Annotated in this window: 19 protein-coding genes; 11 read left to right on the top strand and 8 right to left on the bottom strand. The window is 47.2% G+C overall.

What is annotated here, in order from left to right; translation table 11 throughout:
• Nucleotides 1–117 precede the first annotated feature (117 nt).
• The 6 genes from IEV39_RS09750 to ahr all read left to right on the top strand — a co-directional run bounded on the left by IEV39_RS09750 (nt 118) and on the right by ahr (nt 4781).
• Nucleotides 118–855, top strand: a complete 738-nt coding sequence (locus tag IEV39_RS09750) for a dienelactone hydrolase family protein (protein WP_005282233.1) — start codon at nt 118–120, stop codon at nt 853–855.
• A 402-nt stretch (nt 856–1257) separates the two neighbouring features.
• Entirely contained in the window at nt 1258–2295 is a 1038-nt protein-coding gene (gene mutY / locus IEV39_RS09745; RefSeq protein WP_005282231.1) for an A/G-specific adenine glycosylase, read from the top strand.
• 39 nt (nt 2296–2334) lie between these two features.
• Entirely contained in the window at nt 2335–2871 is a 537-nt protein-coding gene (locus tag IEV39_RS09740; RefSeq protein ID WP_005228094.1) for a M23 family metallopeptidase, read from the top strand.
• A gap of 9 nt (nt 2872–2880) precedes the next feature.
• Nucleotides 2881–3126, top strand: coding sequence for a hypothetical protein (locus tag IEV39_RS09735; RefSeq protein ID WP_005228096.1), 246 nt, complete (start codon nt 2881–2883; stop codon nt 3124–3126).
• A gap of 34 nt (nt 3127–3160) precedes the next feature.
• Nucleotides 3161–3715, top strand: a complete 555-nt coding sequence (locus IEV39_RS09730) for a DNA-3-methyladenine glycosylase I (protein ID WP_005282226.1) — start codon at nt 3161–3163, stop codon at nt 3713–3715.
• A 40-nt stretch (nt 3716–3755) separates the two neighbouring features.
• A complete protein-coding gene (ahr, locus tag IEV39_RS09725) occupies nt 3756–4781 on the top strand; it encodes an NADPH-dependent aldehyde reductase Ahr (protein ID WP_005282223.1) in 1026 nt (341 codons plus the stop codon).
• On the opposite strand, the gene IEV39_RS09720 is transcribed toward ahr, so the two are convergent.
• Entirely contained in the window at nt 4778–6193 is a 1416-nt protein-coding gene (locus IEV39_RS09720) for an aminotransferase-like domain-containing protein (protein ID WP_005282221.1), read from the bottom strand. The two genes, ahr and IEV39_RS09720, sit on opposite strands and share 4 nt — an antisense overlap.
• Before the next feature lie 90 nt (nt 6194–6283).
• Between IEV39_RS09720 and IEV39_RS09715 the strand changes: the two genes are divergently transcribed.
• Nucleotides 6284–6694, top strand: a complete 411-nt coding sequence (locus IEV39_RS09715) for a hypothetical protein (protein WP_005282215.1) — start codon at nt 6284–6286, stop codon at nt 6692–6694.
• Here the strand turns inward: IEV39_RS09715 and IEV39_RS09710 are convergent.
• Complete coding sequence (locus tag IEV39_RS09710; protein WP_005282211.1) at nt 6642–7544, bottom strand: LysR family transcriptional regulator; 903 nt, start codon at nt 7542–7544, stop codon at nt 6642–6644. The two genes, IEV39_RS09715 and IEV39_RS09710, sit on opposite strands and share 53 nt — an antisense overlap.
• 135 nt (nt 7545–7679) lie before the next feature.
• Here IEV39_RS09710 and dkgB point away from each other — a divergent pair, with 135 nt between their 5' ends.
• Complete coding sequence (gene dkgB / locus IEV39_RS09705) at nt 7680–8486, top strand: 2,5-didehydrogluconate reductase DkgB (protein ID WP_005282208.1); 807 nt, start codon at nt 7680–7682, stop codon at nt 8484–8486.
• A 1-nt stretch (nt 8487) separates the two neighbouring features.
• Entirely contained in the window at nt 8488–9675 is a 1188-nt protein-coding gene (locus IEV39_RS09700) for an MFS transporter (RefSeq protein WP_005282205.1), read from the top strand.
• Nucleotides 9676–9712: 37 nt separating this feature from the next.
• On the opposite strand, the gene IEV39_RS09695 is transcribed toward IEV39_RS09700, so the two are convergent.
• The 6 genes from IEV39_RS09695 to IEV39_RS09670 all read right to left on the bottom strand — a co-directional run bounded on the left by IEV39_RS09695 (nt 9713) and on the right by IEV39_RS09670 (nt 17398).
• Nucleotides 9713–10363, bottom strand: coding sequence for an START domain-containing protein (locus IEV39_RS09695; RefSeq protein ID WP_005282202.1), 651 nt, complete (start codon nt 10361–10363; stop codon nt 9713–9715).
• A gap of 96 nt (nt 10364–10459) precedes the next feature.
• Nucleotides 10460–11281, bottom strand: a complete 822-nt coding sequence (dapB, locus tag IEV39_RS09690; protein WP_005282198.1) for a 4-hydroxy-tetrahydrodipicolinate reductase — start codon at nt 11279–11281, stop codon at nt 10460–10462.
• Nucleotides 11282–11396: 115 nt separating this feature from the next.
• The gene (gene dnaJ / locus IEV39_RS09685) at nt 11397–12512 is read right to left on the bottom strand and encodes a molecular chaperone DnaJ (protein ID WP_005228114.1); all 1116 of its coding nucleotides are present in this window, start codon (nt 12510–12512) and stop codon (nt 11397–11399) included.
• 144 nt (nt 12513–12656) lie between these two features.
• Complete coding sequence (locus IEV39_RS09680) at nt 12657–13034, bottom strand: hypothetical protein (protein ID WP_005282195.1); 378 nt, start codon at nt 13032–13034, stop codon at nt 12657–12659.
• Nucleotides 13035–13175: 141 nt separating this feature from the next.
• Nucleotides 13176–16295, bottom strand: a complete 3120-nt coding sequence (locus IEV39_RS09675) for an efflux RND transporter permease subunit (RefSeq protein ID WP_005282193.1) — start codon at nt 16293–16295, stop codon at nt 13176–13178.
• Between the two features lie 2 nt (nt 16296–16297).
• Complete coding sequence (locus IEV39_RS09670) at nt 16298–17398, bottom strand: efflux RND transporter periplasmic adaptor subunit (RefSeq protein ID WP_005282190.1); 1101 nt, start codon at nt 17396–17398, stop codon at nt 16298–16300.
• 151 nt (nt 17399–17549) lie between these two features.
• Between IEV39_RS09670 and IEV39_RS09665 the strand changes: the two genes are divergently transcribed.
• The gene (locus IEV39_RS09665) at nt 17550–18173 is read left to right on the top strand and encodes a TetR/AcrR family transcriptional regulator (RefSeq protein WP_005228121.1); all 624 of its coding nucleotides are present in this window, start codon (nt 17550–17552) and stop codon (nt 18171–18173) included.
• Nucleotides 18174–18257: 84 nt separating this feature from the next.
• Nucleotides 18258–20939, top strand: a complete 2682-nt coding sequence (gene ppc / locus IEV39_RS09660; protein ID WP_005282187.1) for a phosphoenolpyruvate carboxylase — start codon at nt 18258–18260, stop codon at nt 20937–20939.
• The last annotated feature ends 284 nt before the right edge of the window (nt 20940–21223 follow it).

Below are 21223 nucleotides of genomic sequence, written 5' to 3'. Positions count from 1 at the left end.
CTTTTTTTATGCCTGAGCAAAATCCAGACAGCGGCATCTATTGTTTGACCATATCTCCAATTGAGCTTTTTTATGTTTTAATCAATGCATTCTCACAATACAGATCAGGATTATCGTATGAGCTTTTCGATCAATACCCGTGAAATTGAATATACCGCTCCAGACGGCCAACGCTTGGTTGGTTATTTCGCATCACCCGTCACCGATCAGGCTGTTGCCGGAGTGATCGTTGCGCCTGAATGGTGGGGCCGTAATGAATATACCGAACAGCGCGCACGTGAGCTGGCAGCGCATGGTTTTGCCGCGCTCGCGATTGATATGTATGGCGATAAGAAAGTCACGACAGCTGTACCGGAAGCATCGGCGTGGATGAACCAGACCTTTGAACAGCCAGAGACCATTGTAGAGCGTGCACAGGCAGGTCTACAGACTTTAGCCACTCAACCGGAAGTCAATGCTGAAAAACTGGCGGCCATTGGTTTCTGTTATGGTGGCAAGGTGGTGCTGGATCTGGCTCGTTCAGGCGCAGAAATCGAAGCGGTTGCGACCTTTCACGCAGTATTAAGCCCGAAAGCACCGGCTGAAAAAGGCAAGGTCAAGGCCGAGATTTTAGTCCTGCATGGTGAACTGGACAGTATGGTTACTTTGGACGATGTGGCCAGCTTCCGTCAGGAAATGCATGATGCTGAAGTCGACCATGAAGTGATTATTTTTGAAGATGCCAAGCATGGTTTCAGTAACCCGCTTGCGGATGAACGCGCCAAAGCCAACAATGTTGACTTGGGTTATAACGCAGAAGCAGAGCGCCAAGGGCTTGAAGCAATGTATGAGCTGTTGGATAAACATTTGAAGTAATCGGTAAATGATTTTTCAAAACGTCAATCCCAGTCAACATCATCCTGATATTTAAGCTCATGCCAAGGCGGCATGGGTGCTGACTGTTGGACTGCATTACGGGGTCGTACCGAGGTCTGATCGAATTTCAGCATATGTCTTCAACGACTTACTTTTCATAGGTGAGGAGTATACTCCGCAAGGTAGGCAAAAATTCTCTATTGAGCTGATGCTACCTCCCTGATAGCACAGCTCAATGGGCGGCATCCATGCCGCCTACCCAAACACAAATAACGACTGAAATTTAATACAAGTTTGAAATACTTTGCGATCTATACCCTGTTTATGCTTCAACAGAATTTTAACGCCGCAAAAAGCCGCATTTCCGCTATACTACAGCCCTGCTTTTTACTGACCTGATTCATGCCTGATTTCTCATTTTCTGATGCCCTGCTTCACTGGTTCGATCAACATGGTCGCCATGACTTACCTTGGCAAATCGCCGACGATCCTTACAAGGTCTGGGTCTCAGAAATCATGCTGCAACAGACCCAGGTCAAAACGGTACTGCAATATTTCGACCGTTTTATTGCACGCTTTCCAACAGTCAAAGATCTGGGACAGGCCAGTTGGGATGATGTCGCACCCTATTGGGCAGGACTCGGCTACTACGCCCGTGCACGCAATCTGCATAAAGCTGCAGGCATTGTCAGCCAGCAAGGTAAATTTCCAGAAACACTTGAACAATGGATAGAATTACCCGGTATTGGCCGCTCAACCGCTGGAGCACTGATGTCACTCGGTTTACGCCAGTACGGCGTGATTATGGATGGTAATGTTAAACGCGTTCTAGCCCGTTTTTTTGCCATTGAAGATGATCTATCCAAACCGCAACACGAACGGGCCCTGTGGCAGATTGCAGAAAAACTTTGTCCAAAAGAACGCAACCATGATTACACGCAGGCGATCATGGATCTGGGGGCGACCATATGTACGCCGAAAAAACCGTTGTGTTTATATTGCCCGATGCAGCAACACTGTCAGGCCTATCAACAAGGCTTAGAACAGGAACTGCCATTTAAAAAAGCCAAGAAACCTGTTCCGGTCAGAACAGCGAATCTATTAGTGATTCAGTCAGGTGATGAATGGCTGTGGCAACAACGAGAAGCCCATGGACTCTGGGGCGGCTTATACTGCCTGCCGATCATTGAGCAAGCAACCGAATTACAACAGATTGAGCAGCACTTTAAATTGCAAGCTCAAGTATCATCGTTGCAGATTAGCCATAGCTTTACCCATTTCACCTGGTTGCTAAATGAGCGGCTGTTCCACGTGGAACATGACCAAAAAGAACAGCTCAGTATTGAACTGAATGGCGTTTGGCTGAGTCCTGAGGCCGCCATTGCCAGAGGGGTCCCTACGGCGATGAAGAAACTGATTACAGCAAAGCAAAAAGCTTAAATATCCTCCCTGCTGGATTTCAAAAGATAAGGAGTTTTTGTGCGCCATCCGATTTCTTATACGTTGCTGGGTGTGTTGATTATTTTACTTTCAGCCTGTGCCACAGCGCCGAAGAAAGCAACACCGTTACCGAATGCACAGGTCAATAAACTAAAAAACATGCGACTGGATAGCCGCTTGCCTGTTCCGGTCAAAGGTGTCAGCCGCAATGAATTACGGGACACCTGGGGCGCTGCCCGCAGTCAGGGTCGTAACCATGAAGGCATTGATATCATGGCAGAGCGTGGCACCAAAGTGTATAGTGCAACTGAAGGCTTAGTTGCTGATTTACGTAATAATAATTTAGGTGGCAAGGTCATCTGGATCATGGGTCCAGCAGGTTCGTGGCATTATTATGCCCACCTCAACGGCCACAAGCGTGGGCTCAATGTCGGGGATTACGTTCGCAAGGGCGATCTGATCGGTTATGTGGGCAATACCGGTAATGCGCGTTATACCGCTCCACATTTACACTATGGTATTTATTTGAATGGCAAAGGGCGTGGAGCAGTCAATCCATACCCATATTTACGTTAGGAACATACAATGTCAGAAGCATTGATTGAACGTCTGGTTGAGTTTGCAGAGTCAGGCAATCAGCAAAAGATCATCATCAATGGCACCAGCTATCAAGGCTGGATCATGGAAATCAGTGAGGATGCCCTGCTGATCAGTACCGGTTTTGCGGATAAATCAGGCAAAGACTTTTGGCTTAAATTTGCTGATTTAAGCAGCGCAGAACTGTATTATTGGGATACACGCCCAAATGAATGGGTGGCATTCAAACTTTAATTATTCGTACCCATAACAATAAGGAGCATCCAATATGTCAACTCAACGCTGTGGCTGGTGCTCCGATGATCCGCTATATATCGCTTACCATGATCAGGAATGGGGTAAACCCCAACACGATGAAGCACACTTATTTGAAATGCTCTGCCTAGAAGGTCAGCAAGCTGGCCTGTCCTGGATCACGGTGCTAAAAAAACGTGAACATTACCGCACCCATTTCTTCGACCATCCGCTTACCGAAATTGCAGCACTGAGCGATGAGCAATTGCAGCTCAAGCTCAGTGATAGCGGTTTAATCCGTCATATCGGCAAGCTGAAAGCGATTCGCGACAATGCCATTGCCTGGCTCAAGCTTAAAGATCAAGTCAGCGATGTTCCGGCCTGGCTATGGAGCTTTGTGAATCAGCAAACTGAACATAATGATGTCATCAATTATCGCGAAGCACCTGCACAAACTGAAACCAGCCAGAAACTCTCCAAAACCCTCAAAAAGCATGGTTTTAAATTTGTCGGCCCGACCACCTGCTATGCCTTTATGCAAGCGGTAGGCATGGTCAATGACCATGAAAATCATTGCCATTTTAAATAATCATAAAGCATAAATTTTCCTTCAACAGGAGTTCCCCCCAATGAGCAATAACCAGATTCGTGCTTATGCCGCCATGCAGGCGGGCGAGCAGTTAGTTCCTTATCAATTTGATGCAGGCGAGTTACAGGCGCATCAGGTGGAAGTCAAAGTTGAGTACTGTGGTCTGTGTCATTCCGATCTTTCCGTGATTGATAATGAATGGCGCTCATCAGTGTATCCGGTTGTCGCAGGCCATGAAATTATCGGCACTATCATCGCACTCGGTTCCGAAGCCAAGGGTTTACAGATCGGCCAACGTGTCGGGATTGGCTGGACCGCTGAAACCTGTCAGGCCTGTGATCCCTGTATTGGCGGCAATCAGGTGCTCTGTACCGGTGAAAAGATTTCAACCATCGTCGGGCATGCCGGCGGCTTTGCCGATAAAGTCCGCGCTGGCTGGGAATGGGTGATTCCACTGCCAGAAGATTTAGATCCCGAAAGTGCCGGACCACTGCTCTGTGGCGGGATTACCGTATTTGATCCTTTATTGAAACATAAAATTCAAGCCACCCATCATGTCGGGGTGATTGGGATTGGTGGCTTAGGTCATATGGCGATTAAGTTACTCAAGGCCTGGGGCTGTGAAATTACGGCTTTTAGCTCGAGTCCGGACAAGACCGAAGAGCTTAAAGCCATGGGCGCAGATCATGTGGTGAATAGTCGTGATGCCCAGGCGATCAAGGCACAACGCGGCAAGTTTGATCTGTTGCTCAGTACCGTGAATGTAACACTGAATTGGCAAGCCTACCTGAGTACGCTTGCAGCAAATGGCAGTTTACATTTCTTGGGCGTGACTCTAGAACCGATTCCGGTGTCGGTTGGAACCTTGATGAATGGTGCCAAATCAGTCACCTCTTCGCCGACAGGTTCCCCTTTGGCACTGCGCCAGCTGTTACAGTTTGCCGCACGCAAAAATATTGCCCCACAGATTGAACTCTACCCGATGTCGCAGTTGAATGAGGCAATTGAGCGACTGCATTCAGGTCAGGCACGTTATCGTATCGTTCTAAAAGCAGACTTCAACTAGTTCAGGCTTTTACGCGTCCAATCCGCCAATTGCTGTATCGCTTGGCGGATTTCTTCGGTTAAGGCATGGCCTGCATTTAAACGCAGAAAATGCTGATAGCGTCGGTCTTCGCCAAACACTTCCCCCGGCACAATATTAATGCCCTGCGCCTGCGCCAGATAATACAGTTGCAGACCGGTAATGCTCGCCGGAAGTTGCAGCCATAAGGCGTAACCGCCCTGTGACTGACTCAAGGCGATCGGAATTCCCTGAAACGCCTCTAGAATAAATGCCCGATACTGTTGCACCTGTTGCATGAGTTTAGGTCTCAGCTGATCAAGATGCTCCCGATAACCCCGGCTATAAATAAAATCAGCCAGCCCCAACTGTAAAGGGGTATTTACCCCGATATTATTGGCCAATAAACGTGGTCTTAAATATTGTAATTGCTGACCTAAACAGAACCAGCCGACACGATAAGCCGCTGATAAGGATTTAGATACCGAACCACACCAGATCACATAGCCATCCTGATCCCAGTAACGGATGGGTAAAGGTCGTTCCTTCTGAAAACTGCATTCACCATAAATATCATCTTCCAGTATAAAACACTGGTATTGCTGGGCAAGCTTGGCGATGTGCTGCTTTTCTTCATTCGTCAGGCAATAGCCCAAGGGATTCTGAAAATTGGCGGTCATCAAACACAGTTTGGCACTGCCCTGTTGCATAAAATGTTCTAAACGTTCCAGATCAATGCCACGATGGTCGGCTGGAATTTCGATAATCTTGCGTTTCAAACTGGCCAGCATTTGCAACTGCCCATTAAAGGTAGGCGTTGGAATCAGAATACTATCGCCTTGCTTGGTGATCTGCTGAATCAACAACGATAAGGCGGGCATACAACCATTGCTAATGAAAATATCGTCCGTGGCAACATAGATACCATCCTCACGCCAATGATCCGATAACGCCTGTCGCAGCTGTTGGTGCCCCTGTTTATTGCAATATAGAAAATCTTCTGGCTGGCAGTGTTTCAGTGCACGTTGCAAGGAACGGCGCAAGCCCTCGACTGGAATCAGATGGGGAGATAGCTGAATGGCACCCAAAGGAGTTAAATGGTTCTGGATCGAAGCAGTTTGAATCTGGTTTTGCAGGTCTAAATTTGAAACTTGCCGACTCATCGACTCAAAACCGGGACTGTCTGGTACGGGACTTTGATATTGTCTCGAACTGACAAAATAACCCGATTTTGCTTTGACGTAGATCAACCCCTTGGCTTCCAGCAACTCATAGCATTGTTGCGCCGTACTCAGGCTAATACTGTGCTGACGTGCAAATTCCCTTAAAGAACTCAGCTTCTGTTGTGGCTGTAATTCATGTTGATAAATCTTATGCGCCAGCTGTTCTGCCAGACGTTGATATTGGAAGGTCATCTCTGTACTGCTTTTTTATAAATTTCTGTATCTGTATTGGTTTATACAACACCGTTAAGCTATAAAAATCAACTGCCACAGGATAATCCAATGAAAAATAATATCTTATTTATATTCGGCATAATTTTACTGAGCGGCTGTGAACTCAGTGACCAAGCCACCTACCCACAACAGCAGGTGTGTAAGTCACTCTCGGAAGGTTACCTACGCCTGCAGAATCAACCGACTTATGAGTTATGGAAAATGGAAAAAGGCGCAGCCACTGCAGAGAGTCGTATCATCAAGATGACCTATAAAAAACCCAATGAAAATGGGGTCATGCTAGCCAGTAACTTATTGCCAACAGTAGAACTGGAATGCAAGCTACAACAGCAACATATTGTGGTGTCTGTCCTACCGAAAACAGGTCCGTCCATTCCGGTCCTGAATGTGCAGCTTCAAAATGATGCTATTGGCAAACCGAGAAGCCCTGACTTAATTGCTCAGTCAAAAACTCAATAAATAAACGGATACGTTTTGGCAAGTGTTCTTGCTGATAATACACCGCATGGATGCGTTGATAAGAATGTTCGATCTGCTCTTCAAACAAAGGCACTAATAAGCCCTTCTCTAGGTCTTGCCATACCATGAATTCAGACAAACAGGTAATCCCATGTCCCCGGATCGCCAGCTGACGTACCGTCTCTCCATTTGATGCCTTGATCGTAGGTTGCGCAGTAAAATAATGATCCTTGGTTTTTAACGGCCAAGTGTTCAAATGCAAGGGTTTGGTAAAACCGATCAAATCATGCTGGGCTAATGTATTTAGGGTGGGCGGTTCTGATAGGGTGGCTAAATAATGGGGACTGGCGACAATATAAAGGCGACTTTTGCACACCAGTTTGGCGTGTAGGCTGGAGTCATGCAGTTCACCAAAGCGGAAAGCCACATCGGCTTTGTGCTGTAACAAGTCAATCACCTGATCATTATTGCTCAGCTCAATGTCGATATTGGGATAGCGCTGGCGAAACAAATGCATCAGAGGTGCAATTACATGCAAAATAAAAGGTGTGGCCGAATCAATCCGGATAAGCCCGGAAGTATCTTGATCGGATTTTTGCAACGCCTCTTCTGCTGCATTTAAGTCACTTAAGATTTTACGGGCGTGATTCAGGAATTGTTGCCCTTCTTGTGTTAATTTTAATTTGCGCGTGGTCCGTTCTAACAAGGTCACTTCCAGCTTTGATTCCAACCGGCTGAGCGAACGACTGAGACCCGATGCCGTCTGTCCGAGTTTTTCCGCGGCAGCAATAAAGGAACCGGTATCGACAATGGTCATAAAAGCGAGTAATTCTTCAATGGTTGATTTCATTGAACCCTTCAATTATTGATATTTAGTCAACTATATTTTGCAAATTCCTCTATTTTTTAGCAACAATAATTATTGCAAAATTCTACCCATCAACAGAAAACGCTCAATCGAGCATGACAAGATTAGGTGAATAATATGCGTATCCCTCAATTTGGTTTAGGTACTTTCCGTCTTCAAGACCAAGCGGTGATTGATTCCGTTAAAACAGCCCTTGATGTGGGTTACCGTGCCATTGATACCGCACAGATTTATGAAAATGAAGCGGTTGTAGGCCAAGCCATTGCTGAAAGTGGCGTTGCCCGTCAGGATTTATTTTTAACCACAAAAATCTGGGTTGATAACTTTGCCGAAGACAAATTTATTCCCAGCTTAAAAGACAGCTTACAAAAACTTCGTACCGATGCCGTCGATCTGACCCTGATCCACTGGCCGGCTCCAGCACTGGGTGTCTCGATTCCGAGCGTGATGCAACTACTTCTGGAAGCGAAACAACAAGGTTTGACCAAACAAATCGGGATCTCAAACTTTAATATTGCCTTGACCCAGCAAGCGATTGACAGCATTGGTGTAGAACACATTGCCACTAACCAGATCGAGCTCAGCCCGTATTTACAAAACCGTAATCTGGTGAACTACTTACGTGAACAAGACATTGACGTGACCTCATACATGACCCTGGCTTATGGCAAAGTGCTGAATGATCCAACCTTGGCTGAAATTGCTGCACAGCATCAGGCAACCACGGCACAAGTCGCATTGGCGTGGGCATTGCAAAATGGTTTTGCCGTGATTCCTTCATCAACAAAACGTGAAAACCTGATCAGCAACTTAAAAGCGCAAGACTTAACCTTAAGTGCAGAGGAAATGCAGCTGATTGCTCAACTAGAACGTAATGGTCGAGAAGTGAGTCCTGAACCATTTGCGCCTGAATGGGACAAATAACATGAGCAGCCGCATCAACCTGCCGTTGCTGGCACTGGCCATTGGCGCATTCGCCATTGGGACAACCGAGTTTTCTCCCATGGGACTGTTGCCCAATATTGCCAATGATCTGGGCGTGTCAATTCCAAGTGCAGGTATGCTGATCACGGGTTATGCACTGGGCGTGATGCTCGGTGCGCCGATCATGACTTTATGGTTTGGTGGTTTTGCCCGTCGTAATGCATTGATTGTACTGATGGCAATTTTTACCCTTGGCAACCTGATCGCAGCCTTTGCACCGAACTACATGAGTTTGATGGGGGCTCGTCTGCTGACCAGTCTTAACCATGGTGCCTTCTTCGGGATTGGATCGGTGGTGGCAGCCAGTGTGGTGCCAGCCAATAAACAGGCCAGTGCGGTAGCGACCATGTTTATGGGACTGACCATTGCCAATATTGGCGGTGTACCCCTCGCCACCTGGGTCGGACAAAATATTGGCTGGCGTATGTCGTTTCTGGCGATTTCTATACTCGGTATCATTACCATGCTATCGCTCTGGAAAGCCCTGCCTGCAGGCTCTGTCGGTCAAAAACCGAATGTGAAAATGGAGCTGAAAGTGCTGACCCGCCTGCCTGTGGTGCTGGCGCTGTTGACCACCGTGTTTGGTGCTTCGGCCATGTTTACCTTGTATACCTACATCGCGCCGAGTCTGGTTGAATTTAGCCATGCTTCACCGACCTTTATCACCATGATGCTGGTCTTGATCGGAATTGGTTTCTCTATCGGTAACCATTTCGGCGGTAAGTTTGCAGATATGTCGATCGACAAAACCCTGATTGGTTTTCTGGTCTTGCTGATCAGCTTGATGGTGATTTTCCCATTCTTGGCGCAATCACAACTGGGTGCAGCCATTGGTCTGGTGATCTGGGGTGCGGCAGCATTTGCGATTGTACCGCCTTTGCAAATGCGTGTGATGTCGGTTGCACGTGAAGCATCCGGTCTGGCGTCTTCTGTCAATATCGGCGCTTTTAATCTGGGCAATGCCATTGGTGCAGCGGCAGGCGGCGCAGTCTTAGGTCTCGGCTTAAACTACACAGCGGTCTCCATGATCGGTGCGGTACTGGCAGGTATTGGTTTAATTCTGGTATTTATCCAGATCAAGTTGGCCAAGAAACCGGCGGCTCAACTCAAACAATGCCCGCAAGCATAAGCCACATAAAAAAGCCTGATTGAATCAGGCTTTTTTATTACTTCAATAACTCGGGCAACTTCGGTTGCGCATAGATCGGATTGAGCACTTCTTTTTTCATTTTCATCAGCATTTGATAAGGTTGCTGCTGTACAAACATATTCACAAAGCTGAGTGGAATCGAACCTGCCGGATCAGCGTAGCCACTGGTGGTCACTTTGACCTTATTGCTGGCCAATTTCTGGAAAGTCCAGTCACCAGCATATTTGTTTAAACGCACCACATCGGGCTGTTCCGGATAATCATCCTGAATGGCATTGTTTTTAATACTGATACTGCCATCCGCGTTCTTGGTCATTTTGCCTTTAATCACCACATCACGGTCTTTTAAGGGGAAAGGAAAATCCAGTACCATGTACAAGGTAAATTCGCCTTTTTTGTCATCCCGCGACAGCATTTTTGCCTTACCGACATAGGGCACCCATTGCGGTGTACGCTCTACATCCAACACTACGGCAGCGGCACGTTCCAGTGGTACGTCGAACGTGGTTTCTGCTTTATATTGGATAATCGGGTTATTTTCGGTCTGATAGGTCCAGACCTTGATATTATTACGATGTAAGCTCAGCTTGGCCTTATCAGCTGCTGCATTGACGGTAAAGCTGCTGATACTGAGCAGTGTAGCAAGGACGATATGTTTTTTATTCATGTCATGCTCGATTGTTTTAATGATAGCGAGAGCTTGTTTCACTCCTGACGGAAAGAAAGCTCAACAAGCTCTTTTATAGTACCAAAAAGGAACGTTTTATACTTCAATCTCGTTAAAGCCCAAAACATCTTTCATATCGTATTTACGCGCTTCACGGCCAACCACCCAAGCTGCTGCACGAACTGCACCTGAGGCGAAGTTCATACGGTTGGTGGCTTTATGCGTCACTTCAACACGTTCACCTTCACCAATAAACATCACGGTATGTTCACCGACGATATCACCGCCACGAATGGTTTCAAAGCCAATGGTCTGGCGGTCACGCGGACCGGTATAGCCTTCACGGCCATATACCGCCACTTCTTTCAGGTTACGGCCTAAAGTATCGGCAATCGCCTCACCCATCATGAATGCAGTACCTGACGGTGCATCCACTTTATGGCGATGATGTGCTTCAATGATTTCGATATCCACCGTATCGCCAAATACTTTGGCTGCAAGTTCCAGTAATTTAATCGAAACATTGACCCCCACTGAATAATTGGCAGCGTACACGACCGGGGTATGGGTTGCAGTTTCTTCAAGGAATGTTTTTTGTTGATCTGACATCCCCGTGGTCCCGATCACCATGGCCACACCCGCTTCACGGCACAGCTTCAAATGCTGTTCAGTGGCATCCGGTGCAGTGAAGTCAATCACCACATCACAGTCTTTCAATACTTCACTCAAACTTCCCACGATCTTGACGCCGATGTTGCCAATCCCTGCAAGCTCACCTGCATCTGCACCCACCAGACTGCTTTCCGGACGTTCCACTGCGGCTGCAAGCTGGTAACCTGCCTGTTGTACCGCTTGAATCAGAATGCGTCCCATGCGTCCGCCTGCACCCAAGATCCCAATGCGTGGAGAAGTTGACATAATTTTTCCCAGTCTCTTATTTAAACAATTCAGCTACTATAGCAAAACTCTGTGCTTGCGCTAAAAATTTCCCATAAAAAAACCTGCCGTAGCAGGTTTTTTTTATGAATGCCAATTAGTCAAACAGGCGATCAAAGAATGATTTTTTCTTTGGCGATGAAGCATGACCATCCCCATCAAAAGAAGCTTGTAGCTCTTTCAGCAATTCACGTTGGCGACTGTTCAGGTTCACCGGCGTTTCTACCACAATACGGCAGAGTAAATCACCGACCATGCTGCTACGTACCGGACGAACGCCCTTGCCACGTAAGCGGAACAGTTTACCCGTTTGTGTACCTTCAGGAATTTTCAAACTGACACGACCTTCTAGAGTCGGAATTTCAATTTCTTTACCTAAAGCCGCATCTGCAATGCTGACTGGCACGTCCATATAGAGATCCGCACCATCACGCTGGAAGACTTCGTGTTCACGTACCACGACTTCAACGTACAAATCACCGGCCTGACCATCACGGATCGCTTCACCTTTGCCGGTTAAGCGTACGCGGTCGCCATTGTCCACGCCGGCAGGAATGGTAACTTCAAGTGTTTGCTGACGATCTGCAACGCCTGAACCATGACAGCTCTTACATGGGTTCTTGATGATTTTACCTTGACCACGACAGGTACTACAGGTTTGCTGCACCGAGAAGAAACCTTGTTGCATACGCACTTGGCCTGCACCATGACAGGTTCGACAGGTTTCGACATCATTCGGATTTTGAGAACCTTTACCATCACAGGTTTCACATGGCGCTGGCGCAGTAAAGGTAATGGTCTTTTTCACCCCTTTAACCGCTTCTTCGAGCGTCAGTTCCATCACATAGCGCAGGTCTGAACCACGGCGTTGGCGTTGTTGCTGACGGCCACCGCCACCGAACGCACCGCCGAAAATATCACCAAACTGGCTGAAAATGTCTTCTGCGCTAAAACCGCCAAAGCCGCCACCGGCACCACCAAAGCCACCTTCAAAGGCGCTATGTCCAGCGCGGTCATACATGCTGCGCTTTTCGCCGTCAGACAACACTTCATAGGCTTCAGACGCTTCTTTGAACTTTTCTTCAGCTTCTGCGTTGTCAGGGTTACGGTCTGGATGATACTTCATCGCCAACTTACGATAGGCTTTCTTGATCTCATCATCACTTGCGGTTTTCGAAACGCCTAAAACCTCATAATAATCACGTTTAGCCATGGTTGGCGATGCTCCTCACGGAATTTATTCAAATCTAAAAAAACAAATAGGCTCTGCCGACTTTTTATTTCTAAAGTCAACAGAGCCTTAATAGGGGCTGTACGATAAATTTACAAGGTCTAATTCAATAAAAAAGCAGTAAAATTAAAAAACTGCTTTATTTTTAAAGTACTTGGCAATGCCTTTTAGCCATGCATTCAATAAAAATAACCAGGCAATCGAACTGAAGACCACACCTGCAACGGTCATTGCAGTCACCCAGAGGGCGCTGTCCCATGCAAAAAAGAATAATGGAATAAACCATAAGGCAGCAAAAAAGGCCATCAAGATAAATAACAGCACATTACGCATAATCCACAGTGCATGCGCATGTATCCATACTTCAGCATTATCCACAATCGCAACTTTTCGTGCTAACAGGTAGGCAAACACTGCAAACACGATTGTAAATAATGCAAGAAACATGAACACGTAAGAAATCACCACATAGCGGCGATGCTGCTCAATATTGTCTTGCCCCATGCTCTATATCACCTCATTCACAGCATTGTGCAAAATTTGTCATGCAATGAAATTCAATTATTTTTTGGTCTTAAAATATAGGTGCTACTATATTGAAATTTTCAATATTTCGCACCTTTATTCACAAAATAATTACGATAGTTATGTTGTTTTTTTAACCTTAAACCATGCTGCATAAAGTGCAGGCAGGAAAAACAGGGTTAATAAGGTCGCAACAATCAATCCGCCCATAATCGCAACGGCCATCGGACCAAAGAAAATACTGCGAGATAACGGGATCATCGCGAGTACCGCAGCCAGTGCGGTCAGGACAATGGGGCGGAAACGGCGCATGGTGGCATCAATGACTGCATCCCATGGCACATGTCCCGCCTGTATATCCTGCTCGATCTGATCAATCAAAATAAGCGAGTTACGCATAATCATGCCTGATAATGCGATCGTACCGAGCATTGCCACGAAACCGAAAGGTTTATTAAACAGCAGCAAGAATGCCACCACCCCGATCAAACCCAATGGTGCGGTCAGCAAGACAATGGTCGCGCGTGACATGCTGCGTAGCTGAATCATTAATAAAGTCATCACCACGGCCAGGAATAAAGGCATACCGGCATTGACCGAGTTTTGTCCCTTAGCCGACTCCTCAACTGTGCCGCCTACTTCCAGTAAATAACCGCTTGGCAGATCTGCACGTAAGCTCTGCATCTTGTCTGCCAGCTGTTGCACCACAGTGGCAGGTTGCAAATGCGTGCGAATATCCGCGCGAACGGTAATAGTTGGCAGACGATTACGATGCCAGATTAAACCCTCTTCAAAGCGGGATTCGATTGTGGCAATTTGCGCCAGTGGCACAGTGCTGCCTTTACTGGTCGGTACCGCCAGGCTCGCCAGAGAAGCCACTTCAACCCGTTCCGATTGATCGCCACGCAAACGGATTTCAATCAATTCACGTTTTTCACGATATTGATTCATCACCGAGCCTGTGACCGAGGCATTGAGGAAATTAGCTAAATCGACACTAGACACCCCCATTTGACGGGCACGATCCTGATCAATGTCGATCGCAATGATTTTGCTTGGTTCGCCCCAGTCCAGATGCACATTGGTAGTATTCGGGTCTTCACTTAGGACTTTCGCAACTTTCTGAGCCTCGGCCCGAACCGTTGCCAGATCTTCACCTGAGACCCGGTACTGCAATGGATAGCCCACAGGCGGACCATTTTCCAGTAACGACACCCGGGTACGTACTTGAGGTAAGAGCTGCTTGATTTGTTGTTCTAGAGAACGACGGATTTCATCCCGATCATCTAAAGATGAGGCCAGCACCACAAACTGGGCAAAGCTGGCTTGCGGCAGTTGCTGATCCAGAGGCAAGTAGAAACGCGGTGAACCCGTCCCGACATAAGCCACATAGTTATCAATGCCTTTTTGTTTGGACAGGAATTGTTCCACCTTATGTACGGCTTGTTCTGTCGCGGTCAGGGAGGCACCTTCTTCCAGTTTTAAGTCCACCAGAATTTCAGCACGATTGGATGGCGGGAAGAACTGTTGCGGCACCAGCTTAAACATCGCCACCGACAACACAAAAATCCCGACGGTCACGGCAATCACGGTTTTGCGATAGGTGATACAGATTTCGACCACACGGCGAAAAGACTGATAAAACTTGGATTGGTAAGGATCATGCTGTTGGCCATGCGCTTCCACAATAGGCGCAGGTTGCTTGCGCAATCTTGCCCACAAGCGCACATACCACGCCGCTTGCTGTTGCTGCTTGGTGAAATCAGGCAGGAGTTTCTCCCCCAGATAAGGCACAAATAACACGGCAGCAATCCATGACACGATCAAGGCAATGGTTACCACCTGGAATATCGAACGGGTATATTCCCCTGTTCCGGACTGGGCAGTGGCAATCGGCAAAAAACCTGCAGCTGTAATCAGGGTGCCTGTCAGCATCGGGAAAGCCGTGGTTTGCCAGGCAAAACCTGCGGCTTTGAGTCGACTGTAGCCTTGCTCCATCTTAATCGCCATCATTTCAACCGCGATAATGGCATCATCCACCAGCAGCCCCAGCGCCAGAATCAATGCGCCCAGTGAAATCTTATGCAGCCCCACATCGAACAGGTTCATGCCGGCAAAGGTCATGGCTAAAACCAGTGGAATGGACAGCGCCACCACCAAACCGGTACGGAAACCGAGTGAGAAGAAACTCACCAGTAAAACGATGATCACCGCTTCCGCCAGAACTTTTAAGAATTCCTGAATACTGCGTTGTACCGCCACAGGTTGATCAGACACTTTTTGCAGTTTCATGCCCAGAGGCAGGCTTTTTTGCAGGCGGTTAAATTCAGTTTCGAGATTTTTACCCAACGCAATGATGTCGCCACCTTTCCGCATCGACACCGCAATCCCGATCCCATTCTCGCCCATAAAACGCATACGTGGCTGTGCAGGTTCGCTAAAGCCACGATAAACCTCGGCAACATCACCCAGTTGAATGGTTCTGTCACCGACCAGTAACGGCATTTTTTTCAGGTCATCGACACTATGTAAATGTCCACTGACCCGGATCTGAATACGATCCGTGCCCGTTTCAAAGAAACCGGCACCCGCCATATCGTTTTGCTTCTGGATGGCCTCCTGTATCGCGGTGACCGGTACACCTAATTGCACGGCCTTGGTATTGGACAGTTCAATCCAGATTTTCTGGTCTTGTAGACCGACCAGATTAACCTTGCTGACATCTTTGACCCGTTGCAATTGCAGTTGCAAACGGTCGGCATATTCTTTCATTACCGCATAGTCAAAGTCTTTGCCGGTCAGTACATAGATATTGCCGAAGGTATCGCCAAATTCATCATTAAAGAACGGCCCCTGTACACCGCTTGGCAACTGGGTCCGAATATCATTGACCTTTTTGCGCACGTTATACCAGACATCCGGAATGGCACTGGACGGTAGACTGTCTTTGGCGACAAAGGTCACCAAGGACTCACCCGGACGTGAATAGGCCATAATGCGGTCATACTGCCCCGTAGTCATCAACTCCTTTTCAATTCGATCCGTGACCAGGGTCGAGACCTCTTTGGCTGTCGCGCCAGGCCAGTAGGTCTGTACCACCATCACCTTAAAGGTAAATGGCGGGTCTTCACTCTGGGACAGTTTGGAATAGGACATGATGCCCACGATGCCAAGCAACAGCATAAAATAAAGGATAATGCCCTTATTTTTGAGTGCCCATTCTGAAAGGTTAAATTTCATGTTTAACCTCCCGTTTTAACTTGAATATCGCGGTTATCACGATCGACGGGATGAATTTTTTGCTGATCCCGTAACAAATGTACGCCACCGACCACGACCCAGTCTGTGGCTTTTAAGCCGGCAAGAACAGGTACACTATCACGCCCGTAAGTACCTAAGGTCACTGGGACTTTACGAATAGTTTGATTAGTATTCACCACCCAGACATAGGCTTGCTGATCATTGGCGGTGACACTGGATAAAGGCACACTCAGTACATTATTGTCCTGTGCGACAAAGAACACCCGTGCACTTTGCCCCAGCTGAATACTGGACTGTCCTTCCAGTAAATACACTTTGACAGTAAAGGTCCGGGACTGGTCGGCTGCTGGCGAAACCTCACGCACTCTGGCAGCAAAACGTGCATCTGGCTGTGACCACAAGGTGACCCATGCAGGCTGCCCCACTTTAATGCTGCTGACCGCCTGTTCAGGCACACCAAACACCACTTCGCGTTCACCATCAATGGCTAACTGGTAAGCGGCCTGTCCTGCGGCAATCACCTGTCCAATCTCGATCTGACGCTGGGTAATCACCCCGTTTTTATTCGAGATCAGCTGGTTATAACCGGTCTGGTTGGAGGATACTTCATAGTTAGAACGGGCCTGCTGCAAGCTTGCCTGAGCAGATTCATACTGATTTTTGACCGCATCAAATTGCGAACGGCTCACTGCATTGACCGGTAATAACTGCTGATAACGCTGATATTCTTCTGCGGCAATTTTTGCAGCGGCCTGTGCACTTTGTAACTGTGCCTTGGCCGCATTCATTTGCAATTGCGCATCTTTGACATCCAGTTTTGCCAGCACCTGTCCAACTTTGACCCGATCTCCGACCTCAACATAACGTTCGGTCACCTGTCCCCCGACACGGAAGGCCAAAGCGGTTTGCTGTCTGGCCTGAACGTCCCCAGCATAACTCTTTTGATCAACATGGTTACCACTCGGCTGGGCCACCATGACATAAGGAATTTCCTCGGTCTTGGGAAGCTCTTTCTGGCAGGCACTGAGGACGACACTACTGACAATGAGTAAGCCCAATATGATAGGATTGATCTGCTTCATCTGTTTGCGCTCTTATTCAAATTGATTTTTAAGGCGTGATATGAGCATTATCATAGATTGTTTATTTTTTAATTAATATACTCACAGGTACATTAATTAAAAAATAAATCTATCTGCTTGATTTTTAAATTCATGAAAAGAGAAAGATAACGTGCAAATTCATAGTGGCCGCCCCAAAGATTTAGAAAAAAGAGCCAAGATTTTACAGGCCGCAAAATCTATTTTTTTAAAGATGGGTTACCACGCCACCAACATGAACCAGATTGCCAAAGAGGCGGGTGTTACCAAGCTGACGGTGTATAACCACTTTCAGGATAAAAACAATTTGTTTATGTGTGCGATTGAGGAAAGCTGCGAAGAATCGATTCGGGCCAAACAGTTTCAGCTGACGGCGGATTCTGATTTTAAACAGGCTTTGGTTCTGATGTGTCAGCGTGCGTTAAGTATTATTTATCTACCAGAAGCACTAAAGCTGGATTGTTTGCTGTTTGAACTGGCAGCAGAACAAAGCCCCTTAACCCGACAGTTTTTTGATGCCTCACATACCCGCATGTGCCATGTCTGGTGTGATTTTTTTGAACAGGCCATCGGCTTTAAATTTATTCAGGCCGATGAACCGATTAAGCAAACCGAGCTGATCATCTCGCTGATGCTCGGGATCCGTCATCAGCAGGTATTGCTTGGTTTAGCACCAGTGCCCACGGCAGATGAAATCGATCAGATGATTGAGCATGCCATCGAGATTTTTTTGCTTAAATATCAGACTAAAGTTTAGAGAAATTCCACATTTTTTTACGTTCTGCTCTTGGATTGTCCTTCAATCGCGCTATAGTCGGATGAGAACAACAGGAGAATTAGAATGATTCAGCAAATCACTGCTCCACTACGTGAAGATGTCCGCTTACTCGGCAATTTACTCGGAGAGACCTTAAAGCAACATGCTGGGCAAGATTTGTTTAATCAGATTGAGCAAATTCGGGCATTGGCTAAAGGCGCACGTGACGGCCAGATCGAAGCAGAAAAACAGCTAGAACAATTGTTTCTCGGTTTAAAGGATGAAGAGATTCTGCCGCTGACCCGTGCTTTCTCTCACTTTCTGAACTTTGCCAATATTGCGGAACAGTACCATGTGGTGCGCAGCCGCCGTCAGGCCGAGTTTGATGAGCACGCGCCCAGCCCAAATCCGCTGCCGCATTTGTTTGAAAAATTCAAAAACCAGCAGATCAATGCGCAACAACTGTTTCAGCAAATCTGTGATTTAAAAATTGAACTGGTGCTGACAGCCCATCCGACCGAAGTCAGCCGTCGTACCTTAATTCAAAAATATGACGATATTACCGATTGCCTTTCCCAATTAGATCAGCAAAAGCTGACCCCGAAAGAACGCCAACAAACCATTGCCACCCTCAAGCAATTGATCAGTTCAGCCTGGCAGACCGATGAAATCCGTCAACATCGCCCAACCCCAGTCGATGAAGCCAAATGGGGCTTTGCCACAATTGAGCAATCCCTCTGGAATGCCGTTCCTAAATTCGTCCGTGAACTGAATGAACTGACCCAGCAGCATTGTGAACAAAGTCTGCCACTGCATGTTGCACCGATCCGCTTTGCTTCATGGATGGGCGGAGACCGGGACGGCAACCCGAATGTGACCCATCAAGTCACGCAAGAAGTCCTGTGGTTATCACGTTGGCAAGCAGCTGATCTGTACCTGCGTGATATCGAAAATCTACGTTGGGAATTGTCGATTCAAAGCTGTTCCGATGAAATGACTCAGGCATTGGGCTATGCGCATCCGGAACCCTATCGTGAATATTTACGCGAAACCCGTGAACGTTTAAAAGCTACCCGCTCATGGCTGGCACATCGCCTGCAAGGCACAGATGCCGATGACAGCAACATCATCAGAACCAAAGATGAATTGTTGGCGCCGCTACTGCTGTGCTACCGCTCACTGATGGATTGTAATCTGGCTGAGATCGCCAACGGTCAATTACTCGACTTTATTTATCGGGTCAACTGTTTTGGTATTGAGCTGCTCAAACTGGATATCCGTCAGGAATCAGGTCGCCATCGCCAGGCCATTTCCGCGATTACCGAATATCTGGGTCTGGGTAATTTTGAATCCTGGACCGAGCAGGCCCGCCAGAACTTCCTGATTCAGGAACTGCAAAGTAAGCGCCCCTTACTGCCAAAGTTTTTTAATGAGCCTGAAGGCAGTCTGATTCAACATTCCGATGTACTGGAAGTGTTTGCCACCATGCGTACCTTGGCCGAACAGCCCCCTGAGAGCTTGGGTGCCTATATTATTTCCATGGCAGAATATCCAAGTGATGTTCTCGCAGTATTGTTACTGCAAAAAGAAGCAGGCATCCAGCAACCGCTACGTGTGGTGCCTTTATTCGAGACCTTGAAGGATCTCGACGGCGCCGCCAAAACCATGAATACCCTGTTCAATATGCACTGGTATAAACAGCATATTCAAGGCAAGCATGAAGTCATGATTGGCTACTCGGACTCAGCCAAGGATGCAGGCTTTATGTCGGCGAACTGGGCACAATATCGTGCTCAGGAAGAGCTGACCGCGATTGCCAAGCAGCATGGGGTGCAATTGACCTTGTTCCATGGTCGTGGCGGTTCAATTAGCCGTGGCGGTGCACCGACACAGCAAGCACTGTTCTCGCAACCACCCGGTTCAATTTCAGGCGCGATCCGTGTTACCGAGCAAGGTGAAATGATTCGCTTTAAATTTGGTCTGGAAGGGATCGCCCTGCAAAATCTGGAAATCTATACCGCAGCAACTCTGGAAGCAACCTTGTTACCGCCACCTGAACCGAAACAAGAATGGCGTGACCTGATGAACCAGATGACAGATTTATCGGTACAGGTTTATCGCCAAACCGTGCGTGAAAATCCAAATTTTGTCAGCTATCTGCGTACCGTAACCCCTGAACTGGAATTACAGATGCTGCCGCTGGGTTCTCGCCCTGCCAAACGCAAAGTTAGTGGTGGGATTGAGTCGCTGCGTGCCATTCCTTGGGTCTTTGCATGGACCCAGATTCGCCTGATGCTACCAGCCTGGCTGGGCACCGGCACTGCCATCAATCAGGTGCATGGACAACACAAAAACACGCTGGATGAGATGCTGGAACAATGGCCTTATTTCCAGACACTGATTGATATGCTGGAAATGGTACTGTCCAAATCCGATGCCAATATCGCGCTGTATTATGAATCGCATCTGACCCAGGATCAGGACTTAAAAGTGCTTGGTGTCGAGTTGCGCCAACGTCTGCAAAATGCAGTCGATACCCTGCTGAGCCTGAAAGGTGAATCTAAACTGCTGAGCAATAATGAGGTACTGGATCAATCGATGCAGGTACGTAAACCGTATTTGTTGCCTTTGCATTTATTACAGGCCGAGTTGATGAAACGTCGTCGCCTGTATCTGGCAGAGCATCAAACCGAGCATAGTCCAGTGGATCATGCCTTGATGGTCAGCATTGCAGGTATTGCAGCGGGCTTGCGTAACACGGGCTAAGTGCCATTTTCAGAGGGCCATCCGCAGAAATCGTTTCTGTTGATGGCCAGATTGGCAAAAGATGCCATTGCGATAAAAAAAATTGAAAAAGTTTTTAAAATTATTTTAAAAATAAAAGAGTTAATTTTTTAAATTGTCCAGACAAAATAAATAATAATTCCACTAGCTTAATTTGAAGTAGATTTTACCAAAAGGTAAAAATTCAAGCTCTAAGAGTGTATTGTGGCAATCCTCTCAAGGACTTATAGGTGAAAGCTCGTTTTAAGACAGGGTATCATACGCGC

The sequence above is a fragment of the Acinetobacter courvalinii genome, from assembly GCF_014635545.1.
Taxonomy (GTDB): Bacteria; Pseudomonadota; Gammaproteobacteria; order Pseudomonadales; family Moraxellaceae; genus Acinetobacter; species Acinetobacter courvalinii.
This window is presented reverse-complemented; position numbering and strand designations above follow the sequence as displayed.